Genomic DNA, 15,457 nt, shown 5'->3' on the forward strand with positions numbered 1-15,457 from the left:
TGAAAAAATCGTGCAGGTTAAGTCCCTCTCACGCCATGCTGGCATATCTCTGGCCTTAAGAGGTCATGCCCCCTGCATGGCCTCATAGCCATTCATGGTGCACCTGTCGCTTAACTGCAGGGCTAAAAGGGCGAAGGGGCCTGACAGGTGTTGATACCGGTGAAGGAGACAGGCTGGCCGATCGAGCAGTGGGCAGGCAAGCCATCACACTATAGATTTGGCATTGCAGATATAGCTACATCAGCGACTCTGCCACCAGCCCGTCAATCATTACCTGCGGCATGCCATGCGAGCAGTGCTCAATCCGGCCGCGCACGCCATACACCTGCGCCAGCGTCTGCGGCGTAATCACCTCTGCGGGTATGCCATCCGCCAGACGCCGGCCCTGCTTCAGCATTAGCGCGTGGTCAGCATGCCGCAGCGCAATATTGATATCGTGCACCACCACCACCGTGACCATATTGCGCAGCCGGGTTTCGCGTCGTACCAGATCCATCACGTGAAACTGATAGTTGAGATCCAGCGCGCTCAGCGGTTCATCCAGCAGCAGCAGCTCCGGCCGGCGGATCAGCGACTGCGCCAGACCTACCAGCTGTTTCTGCCCGCCTGAGAGCTGATCGAGGTAGCGCATCGCCAGATGAGCGATACCCAGCTGCTCAAGCAGCGCCATAATTTCTGCTTCACTGTCCGCACTATGGAGGCCGCCCGAGGCGCGCTGCGCCACGATAATCGATTCCAGTACGTGCAGATGAACCCCGGCCGGCAGCGTCTGCGGCAGGTAGACCACCCGCTTTGCTCGCTGCGTGAAGGGCTGCGCCATTAAATCAACGCCGTTCAGCCAGAGTGCGCCCTCGCCTTTACCCAGGCCCGCCAGCGCGCGCAGCAGCGTGGATTTACCGCAGCCGTTCGGGCCAAGCAGCACGGTGATTTTGCCGCGCGGCAGCGTGGCAACGTCCAGATTGTCGATCACCTGACGCTTAGGGTAACCGGCGCTGAACTGCTCAATACGTAAGCCTGAATCCATTACACGCTCCCCCGGTGACGCAGAATAATACTCAGAAAGAAGGGAACGCCGACCAGCGAGGTCACGATCCCCACCGGAATAATCACGCCCGGGATCAGGTTTTTCGACGCAACCGAGGCCAGCGACAGCACCAATGCGCCCACCAGCGCGCTGGCGGGCAGATAGTAACGATGATCTTCGCCAAACATCATGCGGGCGATATGCGGGGCGACGAGGCCGATAAAGCCAATCGGGCCGACAAAGGCTACTGCCAGCGCCGAGAGAATGCTGATGCGTAACAGCGTTGCCAGTCGCAGACGGCGCACGTCGATACCAAAACTAATGGCGCGATCTTCCCCCAGCCGCAGTGCGGTCAGCTTCCAGCTGCTGAGCATGGAAAACGGTACCAGCAGCGCAAACGCAGCGCTCAGCACGCCCAGCTTCTCCCACGATGCGCGCGCCAGGCTACCCATGGTCCAGAACACCAGTCCCTGCAGCGTATCTTCGCTGGCGATAAACTGCATCATGGAAACCAGGGCGTTGAAGGTAAATACCAGCGCAATACCAAACAGCACCACGCCGGAGGTCGAGACTTTGCTCCAGCGCGTAATGCCATCCAGCATCAGCGCGGCAAACAGCGCAAACACAAAGGCGTTAGCGGAGATAAACCACTGATCGGAGAGGCCGGGAAAACCGACGCCGAGGATAATTGCCAGCGCGGCACCAAAGGCTGCAGCGGAAGAGACGCCCAGCGTAAAGGGACTCGCCAGCGGGTTGTTCAGAATGGTTTGCATCTCGGCACCCGCCAGTCCCAGCGCCAGCCCGACAACCACGGCCATCAGCGCATAGGGCAGACGGATATCCCAGACGATGACGCGGGTACCGGCATCCATCGCGGCCGGATGCAGCAAGGTCTGCCCGAGCGTTTCCAGCGTAAGCCCGGCCGGGCCAAGGGTGAAATCGAGAATAACCGAGGCGAGAATAGCAACAACCAGTACGCCAGTCAGCAGCAGTCGCTGACGCAGCACCTGACGATAACGTGTCAGGGTGTCAGCTTCAGGGGGGTGTTCCGCTATCAGCACGGAATCCGTCGTACGCATGAGTCTACCTGTATAGCCGTAATCATAACGGCTGACACAATAGAGCAGGTGATAATAATTATCAATTATATCTCTGTAACAAAGCTCAAACCGGCAGGGATGCATCAATATGCCAGGGACGCATAAATGCGTAGGGGCGGCATTGATGCCGCCCTGGTCCGGGTGTATCGTTTGAAATCCGGGACGCATGAATGCGTCCCCTGCGTATCGTGCAATCACAGGGGCGGCATTAATGCCGCCCTGGGTTGGGTGAATCGCCTGAAACCAGGGGCGCAAAAATGCGCCCCCTACGTCTGGATTGGAATGCCGCCACGCCAGGTTTTACTGTTTAAAAACCGGGAACTCCATCTCGCTATATTTCACTACGCGGCTGCCGCGTGTCAGCCGGTAGCCCATCCAGATAATCAGAAATAGCGGGATACCGATATAAGTTGCCGCCACGCCGTACCAGTCGATGGTGTCGGCGAGGAACGCCTGATAGTTCTGCCCCAGCGTAATAATCAGGCAGAGCACAAAGGCGAAGACAGGACCCAGTGGGAAAAAGCCGGAGCGGTAAGGTAAATCGGCCAGATCGCGCCCCTGCGCTTCATAGCCGCGACGGAAACGATAGTGGCTGATGGCAATGCCCAGCCAGGCGATAAAACCGGTCATACCTGAGGTATTAAGCAGCCACAGGTAAACTTCCTGATTACCAAACTTTGACGTCAGGAAGCAGAGACCAGCTACTACGGTCGTCGCAATCAGCGCATTGCGCGGCACGCCGCCTCTGGAGAGTTTTGCAAAGATGCGCGGCGCTTTGCCCTCACGGGCGAGATTAAACAGCATGCGCGTTGAGGCGTACATACCGGAGTTACCCGCTGAAAGCACCGACGTCAGGATGACTGCGTTCATGATCGCCGCCGCTGAGAGCAGACCGGCATTCTGGAACACCAGCGTAAACGGGCTGACGCTGATATCGGTCACGTCATTATGCAGCAACTGCGGATCGGTATAGGGCAGGATCAGGCTGATGATCAGAATCGCAAACACATAAAACAGCAGAATACGCCAGAAAACCTGCCGCACCGCGCGCGGAATATTTTTGGCCGGATCTTCAGATTCACCGGCGGCGATGCCGATAAGCTCGGTGCCCTGAAAGGAGAAACCGACAATCATCGCCACGCCGATCATTGCAGAAAACCCGCCGGCAAAAGGCGCATCGCCCACGGTCCAGTTGTGCCAGCCTGCATGTTCTGCACCGCGCATAATGCCGGTGATCATCAGAATACCTATCACAATAAAAATAATGACGGTGGCGACTTTAATCAGCGAGAACCAGTACTCTGTTTCGCCAAAACCTTTAACCGAGATAAAGTTAATCAGGAACATCAGGCAGAGAAAAGTGGCGCTCCAGATCCAGCCTGGCGTATCGGGGAACCAGTAGTTCATCACCAGCTGCGAGGCGACCAGATCAACAGCAATGGTCACCGCCCAGTTGTACCAGTAGTTCCAGCCCAGCGCGAAGCCAAAGCCCTCTTCAACATATTTTGCGCCATAGGTGGCAAAGGAGCCGGAAACCGGCATAAAGGCAGCCAGTTCGCCGAGGCTGGTCATCAGAAAGTAGACCATCAGCCCAATCAGGGCATAGGAGAGCAGCGCGCCGCCGGGTCCGGCCTGTGAAATGGTGGCGCCGGAAGCGACAAACAGGCCGGTACCAATGGAGCCGCCGATGGCGATCATAGTGAGGTGGCGCGCTTTTAATTCACGGCGCAGCCCAGGTTGTTGTGTTGTTTTTGAGTCATTATGCATGTGTAAACGCTATGCCGGATAAAAATAAGGCGCGATTGTAGCAGCTAACCCTGCGCTGTATAGCATTCACCTCGGGTTATTAGTTACCTTCATGATCGGCGGGCGATTATTAGCAGCACCCGCCGCCGCCGGCTATTCACAGCAGTAGGCAAGAAAGCGGTTGAGCGCGTTTGAGAGATGTTTTTGCCGGTGGTGAATGCGGTAGAGCGTGCGCGTCAGGCGCGGCAGCGGAACCGCCACTTCTGCCAGCGTGCCCGCTTCCAGCAGGTCGGCAATGACCCGGCGCGACAGGCAGCTGATGCCCATGCCGTGCCGTACCGCATGTTTGATCGCTTCGGAGTTACCCAGTTCCATACCCAGCTGAAACTGCGGCAGATGCGACAGCAGCTGGTAATCAACAATTTCACGCGTACCGGAGCCGCGTTCACGCAGGATCCACGGTGCCGCCGCCAGGCTTACCAGCGTCACCGGCTGCTGCAGCAGCGCCGAGTCGGGTGCTGCAAACACCACCAGCTCATCTTCCAGCCACGGCGTGCTGATGATATCCGGCTCGTGACACGGTCCCTCGATCAGGCCGATATCCACGCGAAAATCTGCAACGGCCTGAATCGCATCCTGGCTGTTGCCGACGCTCAGCTCCAGCGGAAGTGCGGGAAAATCGCGCCGGTAGGCGGCAATCATGCCCGGCAGCAAATAGTTACCGATGGTACTGCTGGCAAACAGCCGGATCGCCCCGCTATCTTCCCGGAAGAGCTGCTCAATTTCACCCGCCTGCTCCAGTAGCCCGACGGCGCGCGGATAGAGCAGCCGCCCATGCTCATTCAGCACCAGCCGCTTGCCTACGCGATCGAACAGCTGTACTCCCAGCTGGTTTTCGAGATCCGCCAGCGCCGAGCTCACCGCCGACTGCGACAGTGACAGCACCTGCGAGGCCTGGGTGGTGGAACCGCTCTTCAGCACCTCAGTAAACACTTCAATCTGGCGTAGCGTAATATGCATGCTTGCTCCTCAGGCCATATAGCGCTGTATCAGCCAGACGATAATGCCGATCCAGATCAGCAGGATCAGGCCAAATCCGGCGCGACTGACAATTTTTACTCCGCGCGCGCGCTGTACTTCCGCGCGTTCAGCGCTGCTGATACGAATATCGCGCGGCAGCAGGCGCAGCAAAATAATCACGCCAAGCGGTACAATGATGGCGTCATCCAGCAGACCAATAATCGGGATGAAGTCCGGAATAAGGTCGATCGGGCTGAGCGCATAGGCTACCAGCCCAAACGCCATCAGTTTGAACCACCATGCCGTACGCGGGTCGCGACAGGCAAACCACAGCGTCAGGACATCCCGCTTAATCAGCTTTGCCCAGCGGCGCAGACGCACAAACATAGCCTTTCTCCTTATCACTTATTCCGGTCGATTATAAAGATATTATCAATTTCACTTTTATATCAGAGAGGCGCAGGCTATTGCCATACTCAGGAGGTGGTTAATGGCTGAATTTAGCATAATAAAACCGGTGCTCCCGCCCTGCCGGGTGGTAGCGGGTCTGGCACTCACGGCGGCGCTGGCAGGCTGCGCCGCCTGGCTTACCACGCTGCCGTGGCTGTCTCACCTCGGTCTGGGCGCGCTGACGCTGGCGATCGTTGGCGGCATGATTGCAGGCAATACTTTTTACCCGCATATCGCCAGCCACTGCGACAGCGGTGTACTGCTGGCAAAACAGCGCCTGCTGCGCCTCGGCATTATTCTTTTTGGTTTTCGCATCACCGTTCAGCAGATAGCCGGCGTCGGCCTGTGCGGCGTGATTATCGATACGCTGATTATCGGCACAACGTTCCTGCTTACCTGCCTGGCTGGCATCCGGCTGCTGAAGATGGATCGCGAGACAGTATGGCTGATTGGTGCCGGCAGCAGCATCTGCGGGGCGGCAGCGGTGCTGGCGACGGAACCCGTGGTCAAAGCTGACGCCTCGAAAGTAGCGGTGGCGGTGGCAACCGTGGTGCTGTTTGGTACCGCCGGGATCCTGCTTTATCCCGCGCTGTTTGCACTGCTGCCCGCTGTCAGCGCCGCGCAGTTTGGCATCTTTACCGGCTCCACGCTGCATGAGGTGGCGCAGGTAGTAGCCGCCGGGCACGCCATAGGCGCTGAAGCAGAGAATATGGCGGTGATCACCAAGATGCTGCGCGTCATGATGCTGGCCCCTTTCCTGCTACTGCTGGGCAGCTGGCTGCGGCAGCGCGGCCCGCGCACGACAACGTCTGCACGCAGCTTTCCGTGGTTTGCACTGCTGTTTATCGCGGTCGCGCTGGTCAATTCACTGCAGCTGCTGCCAGCCGGAGTGGTTAGCGCGCTGAACCAGCTGGCCAACCTGCTGCTGGCGATGGCGATGGCAGCGCTGGGTCTGACCACGCGCTTCTCCGCGCTGAAACAGGCGGGCGCGAAACCGCTGCTGCTGGGGCTGATGATGTTCTGCTGGCTCATCGTCGGCGGCGGCGCGCTGAATTTGCTGGTGCAACATTTCATGGCATAGCCGCTTCCGCTATCATGTGCGCCTTGCTTTAGTTAACGCCCATACAGGAGAGCGGCATGAAATATATCGGTGCACACGTTAGCGCATCCGGCGGCGTGGATCAGGCAGTGATCCGCGCCCATGAGCTGGAGGCCACCGCCTTTGCGCTCTTTACAAAAAATCAGCGTCAGTGGAAAGCCGCACCGCTCTCTGCGCAGACCATTGACGCGTTCAAAAGCGCCTGCGCGCGGTATAACTACTCTTCCGCGCAAATCCTGCCGCACGACAGCTTTCTGATCAACCTGGGCCACCCGGAGGCCGAAGCGCTGGAGAAATCACGCGCCGCTTTTCTGGATGAGATGCAGCGTGCTGACCAGCTTGGCCTGACGCTGCTGAACTTCCACCCCGGCAGCCATCTGCAGCAGCTTGATGAAGAGACGTGTCTGAAGCGCATCGCCGAATCGATTAACATCACGCTGGATAAAACGCAAAATGTCGTCGCGGTGATTGAAAATACCGCCGGCCAGGGCAGTAACCTCGGCTATCGCTTTGAGCATCTTGCGACCATTATTGCGCACGTCGAGGATAAATCGCGCGTAGGGGTCTGTATCGATACCTGTCACACCTTCGCCGGCGGATACGATCTGCGCACCGAAGCCGACTGCGTCGCAACCTTTGCCGAATTTGAGCGCGTGGTGGGCTTTAACTATCTGCGCGGTATGCATCTGAACGATGCCAAAAGTGCACTTGGCAGCCGCGTCGATCGCCATCACAGTCTGGGTGAAGGTAACATCGGCAAAACCGTGTTCAGCTGGCTGATGAAAGATGCACGCTTCGATAACATTCCGCTGATCCTGGAAACCATCAATCCCGATATCTGGAAAGATGAGATCGCCTGGCTTAAATCCGAGCAGCACGCCGGATAGCAGACAATAAAAAAGGGAGCCGCAGCTCCCTTTTTTTATCTGCAGCCCGTTACGCGGCTTTCGCCAGCTCCTCTTCCGGACGCTTCAGTACAGCGTAACCGAGACCGGCAATCGCGGTACCGATGATAATTGCCAGCAGATAGCCCAGCACCGGCGTAATCGCACCCGGGATCAGCAGCACAAACAGACCGCCGTGAGGTGCCATCAGCTTGGCGCCAATCGCCATTGAGATGGCGCCGGTCACGGCTCCGCCAATGATGCAGCACGGCAGCACGCGCATCGGATCGCGCGCCGCAAACGGAATGGCCCCTTCAGAGATAAAGCAGAGACCCAGCACCAGCGCCGCTTTGCCGCCTTCCTGCTGCCCTTTATTGAACTTGCGGCGTGCAACCAGCGTCGCCAGACCCATCGCCAGCGGTGGCACCATGCCCGCCGCCATAATTGCGGCCATTGGCGCATAGGTTTGCGAACTCAGCAGCCCGACGCCAAACGCGTAGGCCACTTTGTTGACCGGACCGCCCATATCGGTACACATCATACCGCCAAGAATGGCGCCCAGCAGCACGGCGTTCGCGGTGCCCATGTTTGCCAGCCAGCTGGTCAGGCCGCTCATGATACCGGCAACCGGTTTACCCACAACGTAGATCATCAGCAGGCCGGTGATCAGGCTTGCGACCAGCGGAATTATGAGAATGGGCTTCAGGGCTTCCATACTCTGTGGAAGCTTCACTTTGCTGCTCAGGAACTTCGCCGCATAACCGGCGATAAAGCCGGCGATAATACCGCCCAGGAAACCGGCATTAATGCTGGTGGCAATCATGCCGCCAATCAGGCCAGGCGTCAGGCCGGGACGATCGGCGATAGAGAACGCAATAAAGCCTGCCAGTACCGGCACCATCAGCGCAAATGCGCTGCCGCCGCCGATCTGCATCAGCGCTGCAGCCAGCGTGCCCGGCTCTTTAAATGCGGTGATCCCGAACGCAAACGACAGCGCAATGCTCAGGCCGCCTGCAACCACCATCGGCAGCATGTAGGAGACACCGGTCAGCAGGTGACGATAGGCGCCCGCTTTCTCTTTGCTGTCGCCCTGTGCGCTGGCGCTCTGACTGCCGGAGGGCTGATAAACTTTCGCTTCCGCCTGTGCTTTATCCAGCTCCTGCGCCGTTTTCTTCAGCGCCAGGCCGGTGGAGGTGCGGTACATTGGCTTGCCGGCAAATTTCGCCAGATCCACATCGATATCCGCTGCCACGATCACCAGATCGGCGGCGGCCACCTCTTCCGGAGTAATCGGATTTCCCGCCCCGACGGAACCACGGGTTTCTACTTTTACCCACCAGCCGCGTTTTTTCGCTTCCGCGTCAATCGCTTCTGCCGCCATAAAGGTGTGTGCGACGCCGGTCGGACAGGCGGTCACGGCGACAATGCGCTTTTGCGCGCCAGCCGTAACCGGTGCTGCCGCAGCGCCAGCTGCCGGTGCGGTTGCGGGCTGCCAGCGCTGCGCGTTTGCCTGCGCCTGTGTTATCGCCGCCTGCGGATCGCGCAGCGCCTGCTGCACATCAACGCGCGCCACGGATTTGCCCGTCAGCTGCGTATCTTCCGGAATATTATCGCCGGCAACCAGGATCAGTTCGGCTTCAGCGGCAGTGCTGACCAGCTCCAGTCCGGCCTGTGCTGCTGCAGCACGCAGACGTTCGATAGCCAGATGTGCGGAGGCCAGTCCCAGTGAAGAATCTTTTATCAGCAGCGTTTTCATTATCATCGCTCTCCTGCTGTTAGTTAACGGGTTGTAAGTCGACGCGCGCCATCATCGCGGCCAACCGGGTACGATCGGCTACGCCGACGTTGCTCTGGCTGACAGCCATTGCCGCCACGGCGGTAGCCAGTCGCAGCGTGTGTTCGCTGGATTCACGCATCAGCAGGCCATAAATCAGGCCGCCGACCATGGAGTCACCGGCACCGACGGTGCTGACAACCTCACAGACCGGCGGTTTTGCCAGCCATTCGCCAGATGCGTTGACCCAGAGTGCACCTTCTGCGCCGAGCGAGATCACCACGTGAGCAATGCCCTGCTCGCGCAGCTCATGCGCCGCGTTGATCACATCCTGCAGCTCAGGCAGCTTGCGGTTAGCCCAGATCTCCAGCTCGCGCCGGTTTGGTTTAACCAGCCACGGGGCGGCTTTCAGACCCGCAACCAGCGCATCACGGCTACTGTCAAAAATGATGCACGGACAGAGGGTACGCAGATCGCTCATCCAGCGGGTAAACGCCTCTGGCGTCACGCCGCCCGGCAGGCTGCCGCTGACGCAGACCATATCGAACTGGCCAAGCCAGGTGAGTGAATCTGCGGTAAAGCGTTCCCAGTCCTGTGCTGTTACCTCAAAGCCGGAGAAGTTGAGGTCGGTCACCTCGCCATCTTTCTCCGTAAGCTTTACGTTGATGCGGGTACGCCCCTGTACGACCTGAAAGCGGTTAGCTATTCCCAGCTCGCTGAACAGCTGCTGGAAGCCATCCTGATTTTCCCGGCCGAGAAAGCCGCCGACGGTGACGTCGATGCCGAGATCTTTGAGCACTTTGGCAACGTTGATCCCTTTGCCTGCCGCATGCAGGCCAGTGGTTTTGACCAGATTGACTTCACCGCGCTCAATCTCCGGCGTAAAGCCAACCAGGTCATACGCCGGGTTCAGCGTAATGGTGGCGACGCGACGGCTCATGCTGCCCCCTCGCCCAGACCGGAATTAATGGCCTCTTCGATAGCCTGCATAGCCTGCGGCGCATCATCACCGCTGGCGGTAAAGCGCAGGCGGTGGCCTTTCTTCACGCCCAGCGCCACCACTTTCATCAGGCTGCGGCCGTTAGCGGGCTTACCGCTGCCGTCGAGGTTGGTAACCGTGACATCACTGTTAAACTGCTTGATAACGCTGACCAGCGCCGTTCCCGGACGCGCATGCAAACCATGCTCATTGCGAATAGTAAATTCTGCGGTCAGCACTTCAGCGGCTTCATCCACTTCGCTGGTGAGCAGCGCCAGGACGCCGGCGGCATCCGCTTTCAGCAGACGTTCAGCTTTATTGTTCTGCAGCAGATTGCTCAGGTAGCCCAGCACCTCCAGCGGACGCTCATCCACTGCGGCAACCGTCAGCAGCAGCGCCACGCGCTCGCCCTGCCGGTCAAACGGCACCGCCGGGCGGCTTACCGCGACTGCGCTGCCCAGGTTGCCCTGCGCGCTGTCGTTCAGCCAGACCCCCTGCCCCAGACTCAGCGGCGTGCGGGAGATAACGTCGGTGATAAATGCGGCGTCAACCGCGCCCGCCGCCTGCAGACGACCGGCATTCAGCGCCTGTAGCGTAATCAGATCGCTCGCCGCCACATCCACCGCAATCAGCGAGGTATCAAAGGTAAATTCAGCTCCCTGCTTCTCACCCATCAGCAGCGCACGCAGATCCTCAGCAGAGGCCGTTTTCAGCTGCTCTGCCACGCTGTCATCGCTTAATACATGCGTCAACTGACGCAGCAGCGCCAGATGCTCATCTGATTTAGCGGCGATGCCGATAGTCACATAGGCAATCTGCCCTTCGCCCCACTCTACGCCCTGGGGAAACTGAAAAACCTGTACGCCGGTTTTCAGCACCAGGTCACGGGTGTCAGTGGTGCCGTGTGGAATAGCAATGCCGTTGCCGAGAAAGGTACTGGTCTGCTGTTCGCGAGCCAGCATGCCGCTGACATAGCCTTCAGCAACGTTGCCTGCTGCGGTCAGCGCGGCGGCAACCTGACGAATAGCGTCTTCTTTTGTCTGTGCCGTGGCGCCGGTATGGATGGCCTGAACTTCGAGCTGGAACATATCTCTCCTCGCTTGCTGAATTGAATCGTTTCAGCTTAATGGCGAAAAAACACGCTGCATCACAGCCACTTAGCCGCAACTACAACGCTGAAACGTTTCAGGGAATATGGTACAGGCGGCTCTCTGAGGCAAGAAAATGCGTAAACCAAAGAACAGATCTTTGACGCTACGCACACTTCACCGGGAAATTAAGATTTTTCGCACGCCGCAGCTGATGAGTTTGCTGAAAGTGAAGGCGGCGGGCCGGGCAGATTTTCAGCAGGCTTACAGCTTTTCAGGGCGCCGTCTCTGCCTCAAGATGCAGCAGATAGATCATCGCGTCGTCCCGGCTGCGGCCACACATTTCCGCTTCAGGCTGCAGGCCCGTACAGACAGCCGGACGCAGTGGCGAACCAAATAGCTGGCAGCGCTGCTGCGCATCCAGCTGAACGCAGGGCGTATTGGCAGGCTTACCATGAGGCATACCCGGAATAGGCGAAGAAATTGAGGGCGCGGTGCAGCAGGCACCGCACTGGTCGCGGCATAACATGAGGGGCTCCGGCAGAGATTTCGCGGCGACAATAGCAGCCCCGCCCCCTGAAAGCTATGCGCAGATAACAATTTTACAGGGCCTTACTTGCCTGTTTCCGGTCGCGCGCGTAACGTGACGCGCACCTCTCTTTTCTGAGTAGATAACATCATGCCTAAGGCAAACGAAATCAAAAAAGGAATGGCCGTTACCTGGAACGGCAAGCTGTTGCTGGTGAAGGATATTGATGTGCAGAGTCCCAGCGCACGCGGGGCAGCCACGCTCTATAAAATGCGGTTTACCGATGTGCGTACCGGCCTCAAGGTCGAAGAGCGGTTTAAAGGCGACGATATTATCGATGCCATTCAGCTGAGCCGTCGCCCGGTAACCTTCTCTTATATCGACGGCGACGAGTATGTCTTTATGGATGATGAAGATTACACACCCTATAACTTTAAACAGGAGCAGATTGCCGAAGAGCTGCTGTTTATCCCGGAAGGCGGTATTCCCGGTATGCAGGTGCTGACAATGGAGGGCCTGGTACTGGCGCTGGAGCTGCCGCAGACGGTAGATATGGTGATTGCTGATACCACGCCCGGCATCAAAGGCGCATCTGCCAGCGCGCGCACCAAACCCGCGGTGATGAGTACCGGCCTCTCGGTGCAGGTGCCTGAATACCTCAGCAACGGCGACCGTATTCGCATCCACGTAGCTGAACGGCGTTATATGAGCCGCGCCGACTGATCGCTGCGTTGTTCGCGCCCGGCAGGTTGTTATACTATAACAACATCGGGCGCGGCCTGCGTTACCGGCCGCGCGCTCACTTCACTGCCTGCCAGACAGCAGCAGGCCACAGGGAGAAACTATGACGCGCGTCAACCTCATTACCGGCTTTCTCGGCAGCGGTAAAACCACCACGCTGCTGCATCTGCTTGCGCATAAACCGGCCGATGAAAAATGGGCCATTCTGGTCAATGAGTTTGGCGAAGTCGGTATAGACGGCGCCCTGCTGGCCAATCGTGGCGCTGAGCTAAAAGAGATCCCCGGCGGCTGCATGTGCTGCGTTAACGGTCTGCCGCTGCAGGTCGGACTTAATATGCTGCTGAAACAGGCCAGACCCGATCGTCTGATTATCGAACCTACCGGCCTTGGCCATCCCAAACAGTTACTTAATATGCTGCGCGCCGCCGTCTATCAGCCGTGGATCACGGTGGATGCGACGCTGACCCTGCTCGATCCGCGTCAGCTTGACGATGTGCGCGTGGCCGCAAACGAAAATTTTCGCGATCAGCTCACTGCCGCTGACATTATCGTCGCCAGCAAAAGCGATCGCTGGCAGCCGGAAGATCGCCAGCGTCTGGCGGACTGGCAGCGGGACAATCTGGGCGATCGCCTGCTGACAGAGACAGCCTGGGGGAAAATAGACCCGGCGCTGCTGACACACCCTGCACGAGACGATCGCCCGGTTCCGGACGCACTCCACCACGCTCACAGCACTCGCCCGCAGGGACTGGCGGCGCTGAAACTGGAGGGTCAGGCGCGCTGGCGGCGTGCGTTAAATGAAGGTCAGGGCTATGCTTCGTGTGGCTGGATTTTCGATGAAGAGACGCAGTTTGATACCATTCCGCTGCTGGAATGGGCGCGATGTGCGCCGGTCGATCGGGTAAAAGGCGTGCTGCGTACGCCAGATGGCCTGGTGAACGTTAATCGACAGGGGGACGATCTGTTTATTGAAACCCGTCCGGTCGCGCCGCCCGACAGCCGTATTGAACTGATCCATCATCAGCCAGCCGACTGGAATGCTCTGCAGACCTCGCTGTTGAAGGTTCGTTTAAATTAATTGCGATAGGTTTGCCCGTTATTTCACTTTTTGGGTGTTACTTTTTATGCGCGCAACACGTCTTGTCACCATCCTGCTGCTTAACGCGCTGGGTGTAATGCTATTTCTCTCGTGGTATCTGCCGGCCAATCACGGTTTCTGGTTCACTATCGATAAGGGGATCTTTTTCAGCTTCAACGATCTGATGGTTGATCACCACGCGTTTGCCGTCCTGGTCGCGATAACCAACTATCGCGGTTTTGATGCGATTTCACTGCTGACAATGGGGCTGCTCTATCTCGCCTTCTGGCGACGCGAAACACCCGAAGGCCGTCGTCGTATGCTGGCTATCGGGATAACTATGCTGCTGACGGCGGTTTTACTTAACCAGCTGGGACATCTGCTGCCGGTGAAACACGCCAGCCCGACGCTGTTTTTTGATAACGTCCATCGCGTCAGTGAACTCACCGGTATTCCGGCGAAGGATGCCTCGCGTGACAGTTTTCCTGGCGACCATGGCATGATGCTGATTATTTTTGCCTGCTTTATGTGGCGCTATTTCGGCTTCCGGGCATTTTTAACCGGCGTGCTGATTGCGGTGCTGTTTGCCCTGCCGCGCATAATGGCCGGCGCCCACTGGTTTACCGATATTGCCGTGGGTTCGCTGTCGGTAATATTCGTCGGACTGAGCTGGTGGTTATTAACGCCGGCCAGCGACAAACTGGTAGCGTGGCTATATCGCACGCTGCCCGGCAAATATAAGCCACGCGGGTAATTGTTTAGCGCAGGTAACCGGAGAGCAAAAAGTGACCCGCCTGCGCTTATAAAATGTTTAAAAAAACTATTAGCAACCTAACAGTTTGCCATCAAAAGAAAACATGATGGCAAACAAGCCTTAACATTTTCTCTTGTTATCCCCTGTCCAGTCAGAACGCGCTGAAAATCAGCGCTAACGCCGGAATTACCTGCTTAAGCCGCCGCTTATTTGCGCATTAATTACGCCCGGCTGGTGATAAAGTAGCCGTTCAGTGAATGTTTTAATTTACATCAAAAAAACCTATAGAAATTTATATAAAACCACTCGCAACGGGGTCTGTAATCAGTTAACCTCAAGCTCGATTACCCTGGTGCAGCATAAAATGTGGTGGCAAACTGAGCGAAAAATGTGTGCATTAACACATTTTAGTAATTAAGGATTTGTCTTACACCGCTGTACTTATTAATCTCAACCCGTTTTGTCATCTGGCTGGCGACATTCTGTCGTAAGGACATCGAAGGAACACACGTATAATGGTCAAGTCTCAACCAATTCTGAGATACCTCAGGCGGATCATTCCCGCGGTAGCATTAGCCACACTTTTATCAGCATGTAGCAGCAGCCATAACGGCCAGAATGCGAAAAACGAGAATCATGAAGTTAACAACCACAATGGTTTTTTACTTCAGGCGTCTCAGGACGAATTTGAACAAATGGTGCAGAATGTGGACATCAAGTCCCGCATCATGGAACAGTACAGCGACTGGAAAGGTGTTCGCTATCGCTTAGGCGGTGACACCAAACGTGGCATTGACTGTTCTGCTTTTGTTCAGCGCACCTTTCGCGACCAGTTTGGTCTGGAACTGCCCCGCTCAACCTATGAGCAGCAGGATACGGGCAAAGGCATTTCACGCGGTAAACTGCGTGCGGGTGATTTAGTGCTGTTCCGCGTCGGCTCAACCGGGCGACACGTCGGCATCTATCTGGGCAATGATAATTTTGTCCACGCTTCTACCAGCAGCGGCGTCATGATTTCAAATCTCAACGACAGCTACTGGAAGACGCGCTACCGCGAAGCACGACGGGTTCTGGCGAAAAATCCAAGCTGATCCCTTTCTCCGACGATTCTCTCAGCCAGAGAAAACAGAAACGCTGCCCCGGCAGCGTTTTTTTATTGCGGATATATATTCCGTTAAAATCCAGTTGGTA

At 57.3% G+C, this 15,457-nt stretch carries 15 protein-coding genes; 6 read left to right on the forward strand and 9 right to left on the reverse strand.

From position 1 onward, the window contains the following. Positions 1-235: 235 nt before the first annotated feature. The 5 genes from LAC65_RS10235 to LAC65_RS10255 all read right to left on the reverse strand — a co-directional run bounded on the left by LAC65_RS10235 (position 236) and on the right by LAC65_RS10255 (position 5,277). Positions 236-1,024 (reverse strand): ABC transporter ATP-binding protein, encoded by a 789-nt coding sequence (locus tag LAC65_RS10235; protein ID WP_039385456.1) that lies wholly within the window; start codon positions 1,022-1,024, stop codon positions 236-238. Next, the gene (locus LAC65_RS10240; protein ID WP_039385458.1) at positions 1,024-2,103 is read right to left on the reverse strand and encodes a FecCD family ABC transporter permease; all 1,080 of its coding nucleotides are present in this window, start codon (positions 2,101-2,103) and stop codon (positions 1,024-1,026) included. Before LAC65_RS10240 ends, LAC65_RS10235 begins: the two co-directional genes overlap by 1 nt. A gap of 321 nt (positions 2,104-2,424) precedes the next feature. Next, positions 2,425-3,891: an amino acid permease gene (locus LAC65_RS10245; protein WP_039385461.1), complete on the reverse strand. Its 1,467-nt coding sequence runs from the start codon at positions 3,889-3,891 to the stop codon at positions 2,425-2,427. A gap of 132 nt (positions 3,892-4,023) precedes the next feature. Further along, positions 4,024-4,890, reverse strand: a complete 867-nt coding sequence (yieE, locus tag LAC65_RS10250) for a DNA-binding transcriptional regulator YeiE (protein ID WP_039385463.1) — start codon at positions 4,888-4,890, stop codon at positions 4,024-4,026. A gap of 9 nt (positions 4,891-4,899) precedes the next feature. Next, entirely contained in the window at positions 4,900-5,277 is a 378-nt protein-coding gene (locus LAC65_RS10255) for a YkvA family protein (protein ID WP_039385465.1), read from the reverse strand. Positions 5,278-5,380: 103 nt separating this feature from the next. Between LAC65_RS10255 and LAC65_RS10260 the strand changes: the two genes are divergently transcribed. Both LAC65_RS10260 and nfo read left to right on the forward strand, forming a co-directional pair. Next, positions 5,381-6,421, forward strand: a complete 1,041-nt coding sequence (locus LAC65_RS10260) for a YeiH family putative sulfate export transporter (RefSeq protein ID WP_039385466.1) — start codon at positions 5,381-5,383, stop codon at positions 6,419-6,421. 56 nt (positions 6,422-6,477) lie between these two features. Further along, positions 6,478-7,326: a deoxyribonuclease IV gene (gene nfo / locus LAC65_RS10265; RefSeq protein ID WP_039385468.1), complete on the forward strand. Its 849-nt coding sequence runs from the start codon at positions 6,478-6,480 to the stop codon at positions 7,324-7,326. Between the two features lie 49 nt (positions 7,327-7,375). Here the strand turns inward: nfo and fruA are convergent, their stop codons facing one another. From fruA to LAC65_RS10285, 4 genes are all read right to left on the reverse strand, one after another. Further along, the gene (gene fruA / locus LAC65_RS10270) at positions 7,376-9,079 is read right to left on the reverse strand and encodes a PTS fructose transporter subunit IIBC (RefSeq protein ID WP_039385470.1); all 1,704 of its coding nucleotides are present in this window, start codon (positions 9,077-9,079) and stop codon (positions 7,376-7,378) included. A gap of 19 nt (positions 9,080-9,098) precedes the next feature. Further along, positions 9,099-10,037: a 1-phosphofructokinase gene (fruK, locus tag LAC65_RS10275; protein WP_039385473.1), complete on the reverse strand. Its 939-nt coding sequence runs from the start codon at positions 10,035-10,037 to the stop codon at positions 9,099-9,101. Then, entirely contained in the window at positions 10,034-11,164 is a 1,131-nt protein-coding gene (gene fruB, locus LAC65_RS10280; protein WP_039385475.1) for a fused PTS fructose transporter subunit IIA/HPr protein, read from the reverse strand. Before fruB ends, fruK begins: the two co-directional genes overlap by 4 nt. Positions 11,165-11,438: 274 nt before the next feature. Then, positions 11,439-11,693 carry a zinc/iron-chelating domain-containing protein gene (locus LAC65_RS10285; RefSeq protein WP_039385478.1) on the reverse strand — a complete coding sequence of 85 codons (255 nt, stop codon included), beginning with the start codon at positions 11,691-11,693 and terminating at the stop codon, positions 11,439-11,441. Positions 11,694-11,843: 150 nt separating this feature from the next. Here LAC65_RS10285 and yeiP point away from each other — a divergent pair, with 150 nt between their 5' ends. The 4 genes from yeiP (at position 11,844) to mepS (ending at position 15,357) form a co-directional block, all read left to right on the forward strand. Further along, positions 11,844-12,416, forward strand: coding sequence for an elongation factor P-like protein YeiP (gene yeiP / locus LAC65_RS10290; RefSeq protein ID WP_039385481.1), 573 nt, complete (start codon positions 11,844-11,846; stop codon positions 12,414-12,416). A 121-nt stretch (positions 12,417-12,537) separates the two neighbouring features. Beyond that, positions 12,538-13,512, forward strand: a complete 975-nt coding sequence (locus LAC65_RS10295; RefSeq protein WP_039385484.1) for a CobW family GTP-binding protein — start codon at positions 12,538-12,540, stop codon at positions 13,510-13,512. Between the two features lie 46 nt (positions 13,513-13,558). Further along, on the forward strand, positions 13,559-14,266 hold the full coding sequence (locus LAC65_RS10300) for a phosphatase PAP2 family protein (RefSeq protein ID WP_039385486.1): 708 nt from the start codon (positions 13,559-13,561) through the stop codon (positions 14,264-14,266). A gap of 515 nt (positions 14,267-14,781) precedes the next feature. Continuing rightward, the gene (gene mepS, locus LAC65_RS10305; RefSeq protein WP_071882916.1) at positions 14,782-15,357 is read left to right on the forward strand and encodes a bifunctional murein DD-endopeptidase/murein LD-carboxypeptidase; all 576 of its coding nucleotides are present in this window, start codon (positions 14,782-14,784) and stop codon (positions 15,355-15,357) included. The last annotated feature ends 100 nt before the right edge of the window (positions 15,358-15,457 follow it).

Source organism: Pantoea eucrina (genome assembly GCF_020079945.1).
GTDB classification, from domain to species: domain Bacteria; phylum Pseudomonadota; class Gammaproteobacteria; order Enterobacterales; family Enterobacteriaceae; genus Pantoea; species Pantoea eucrina.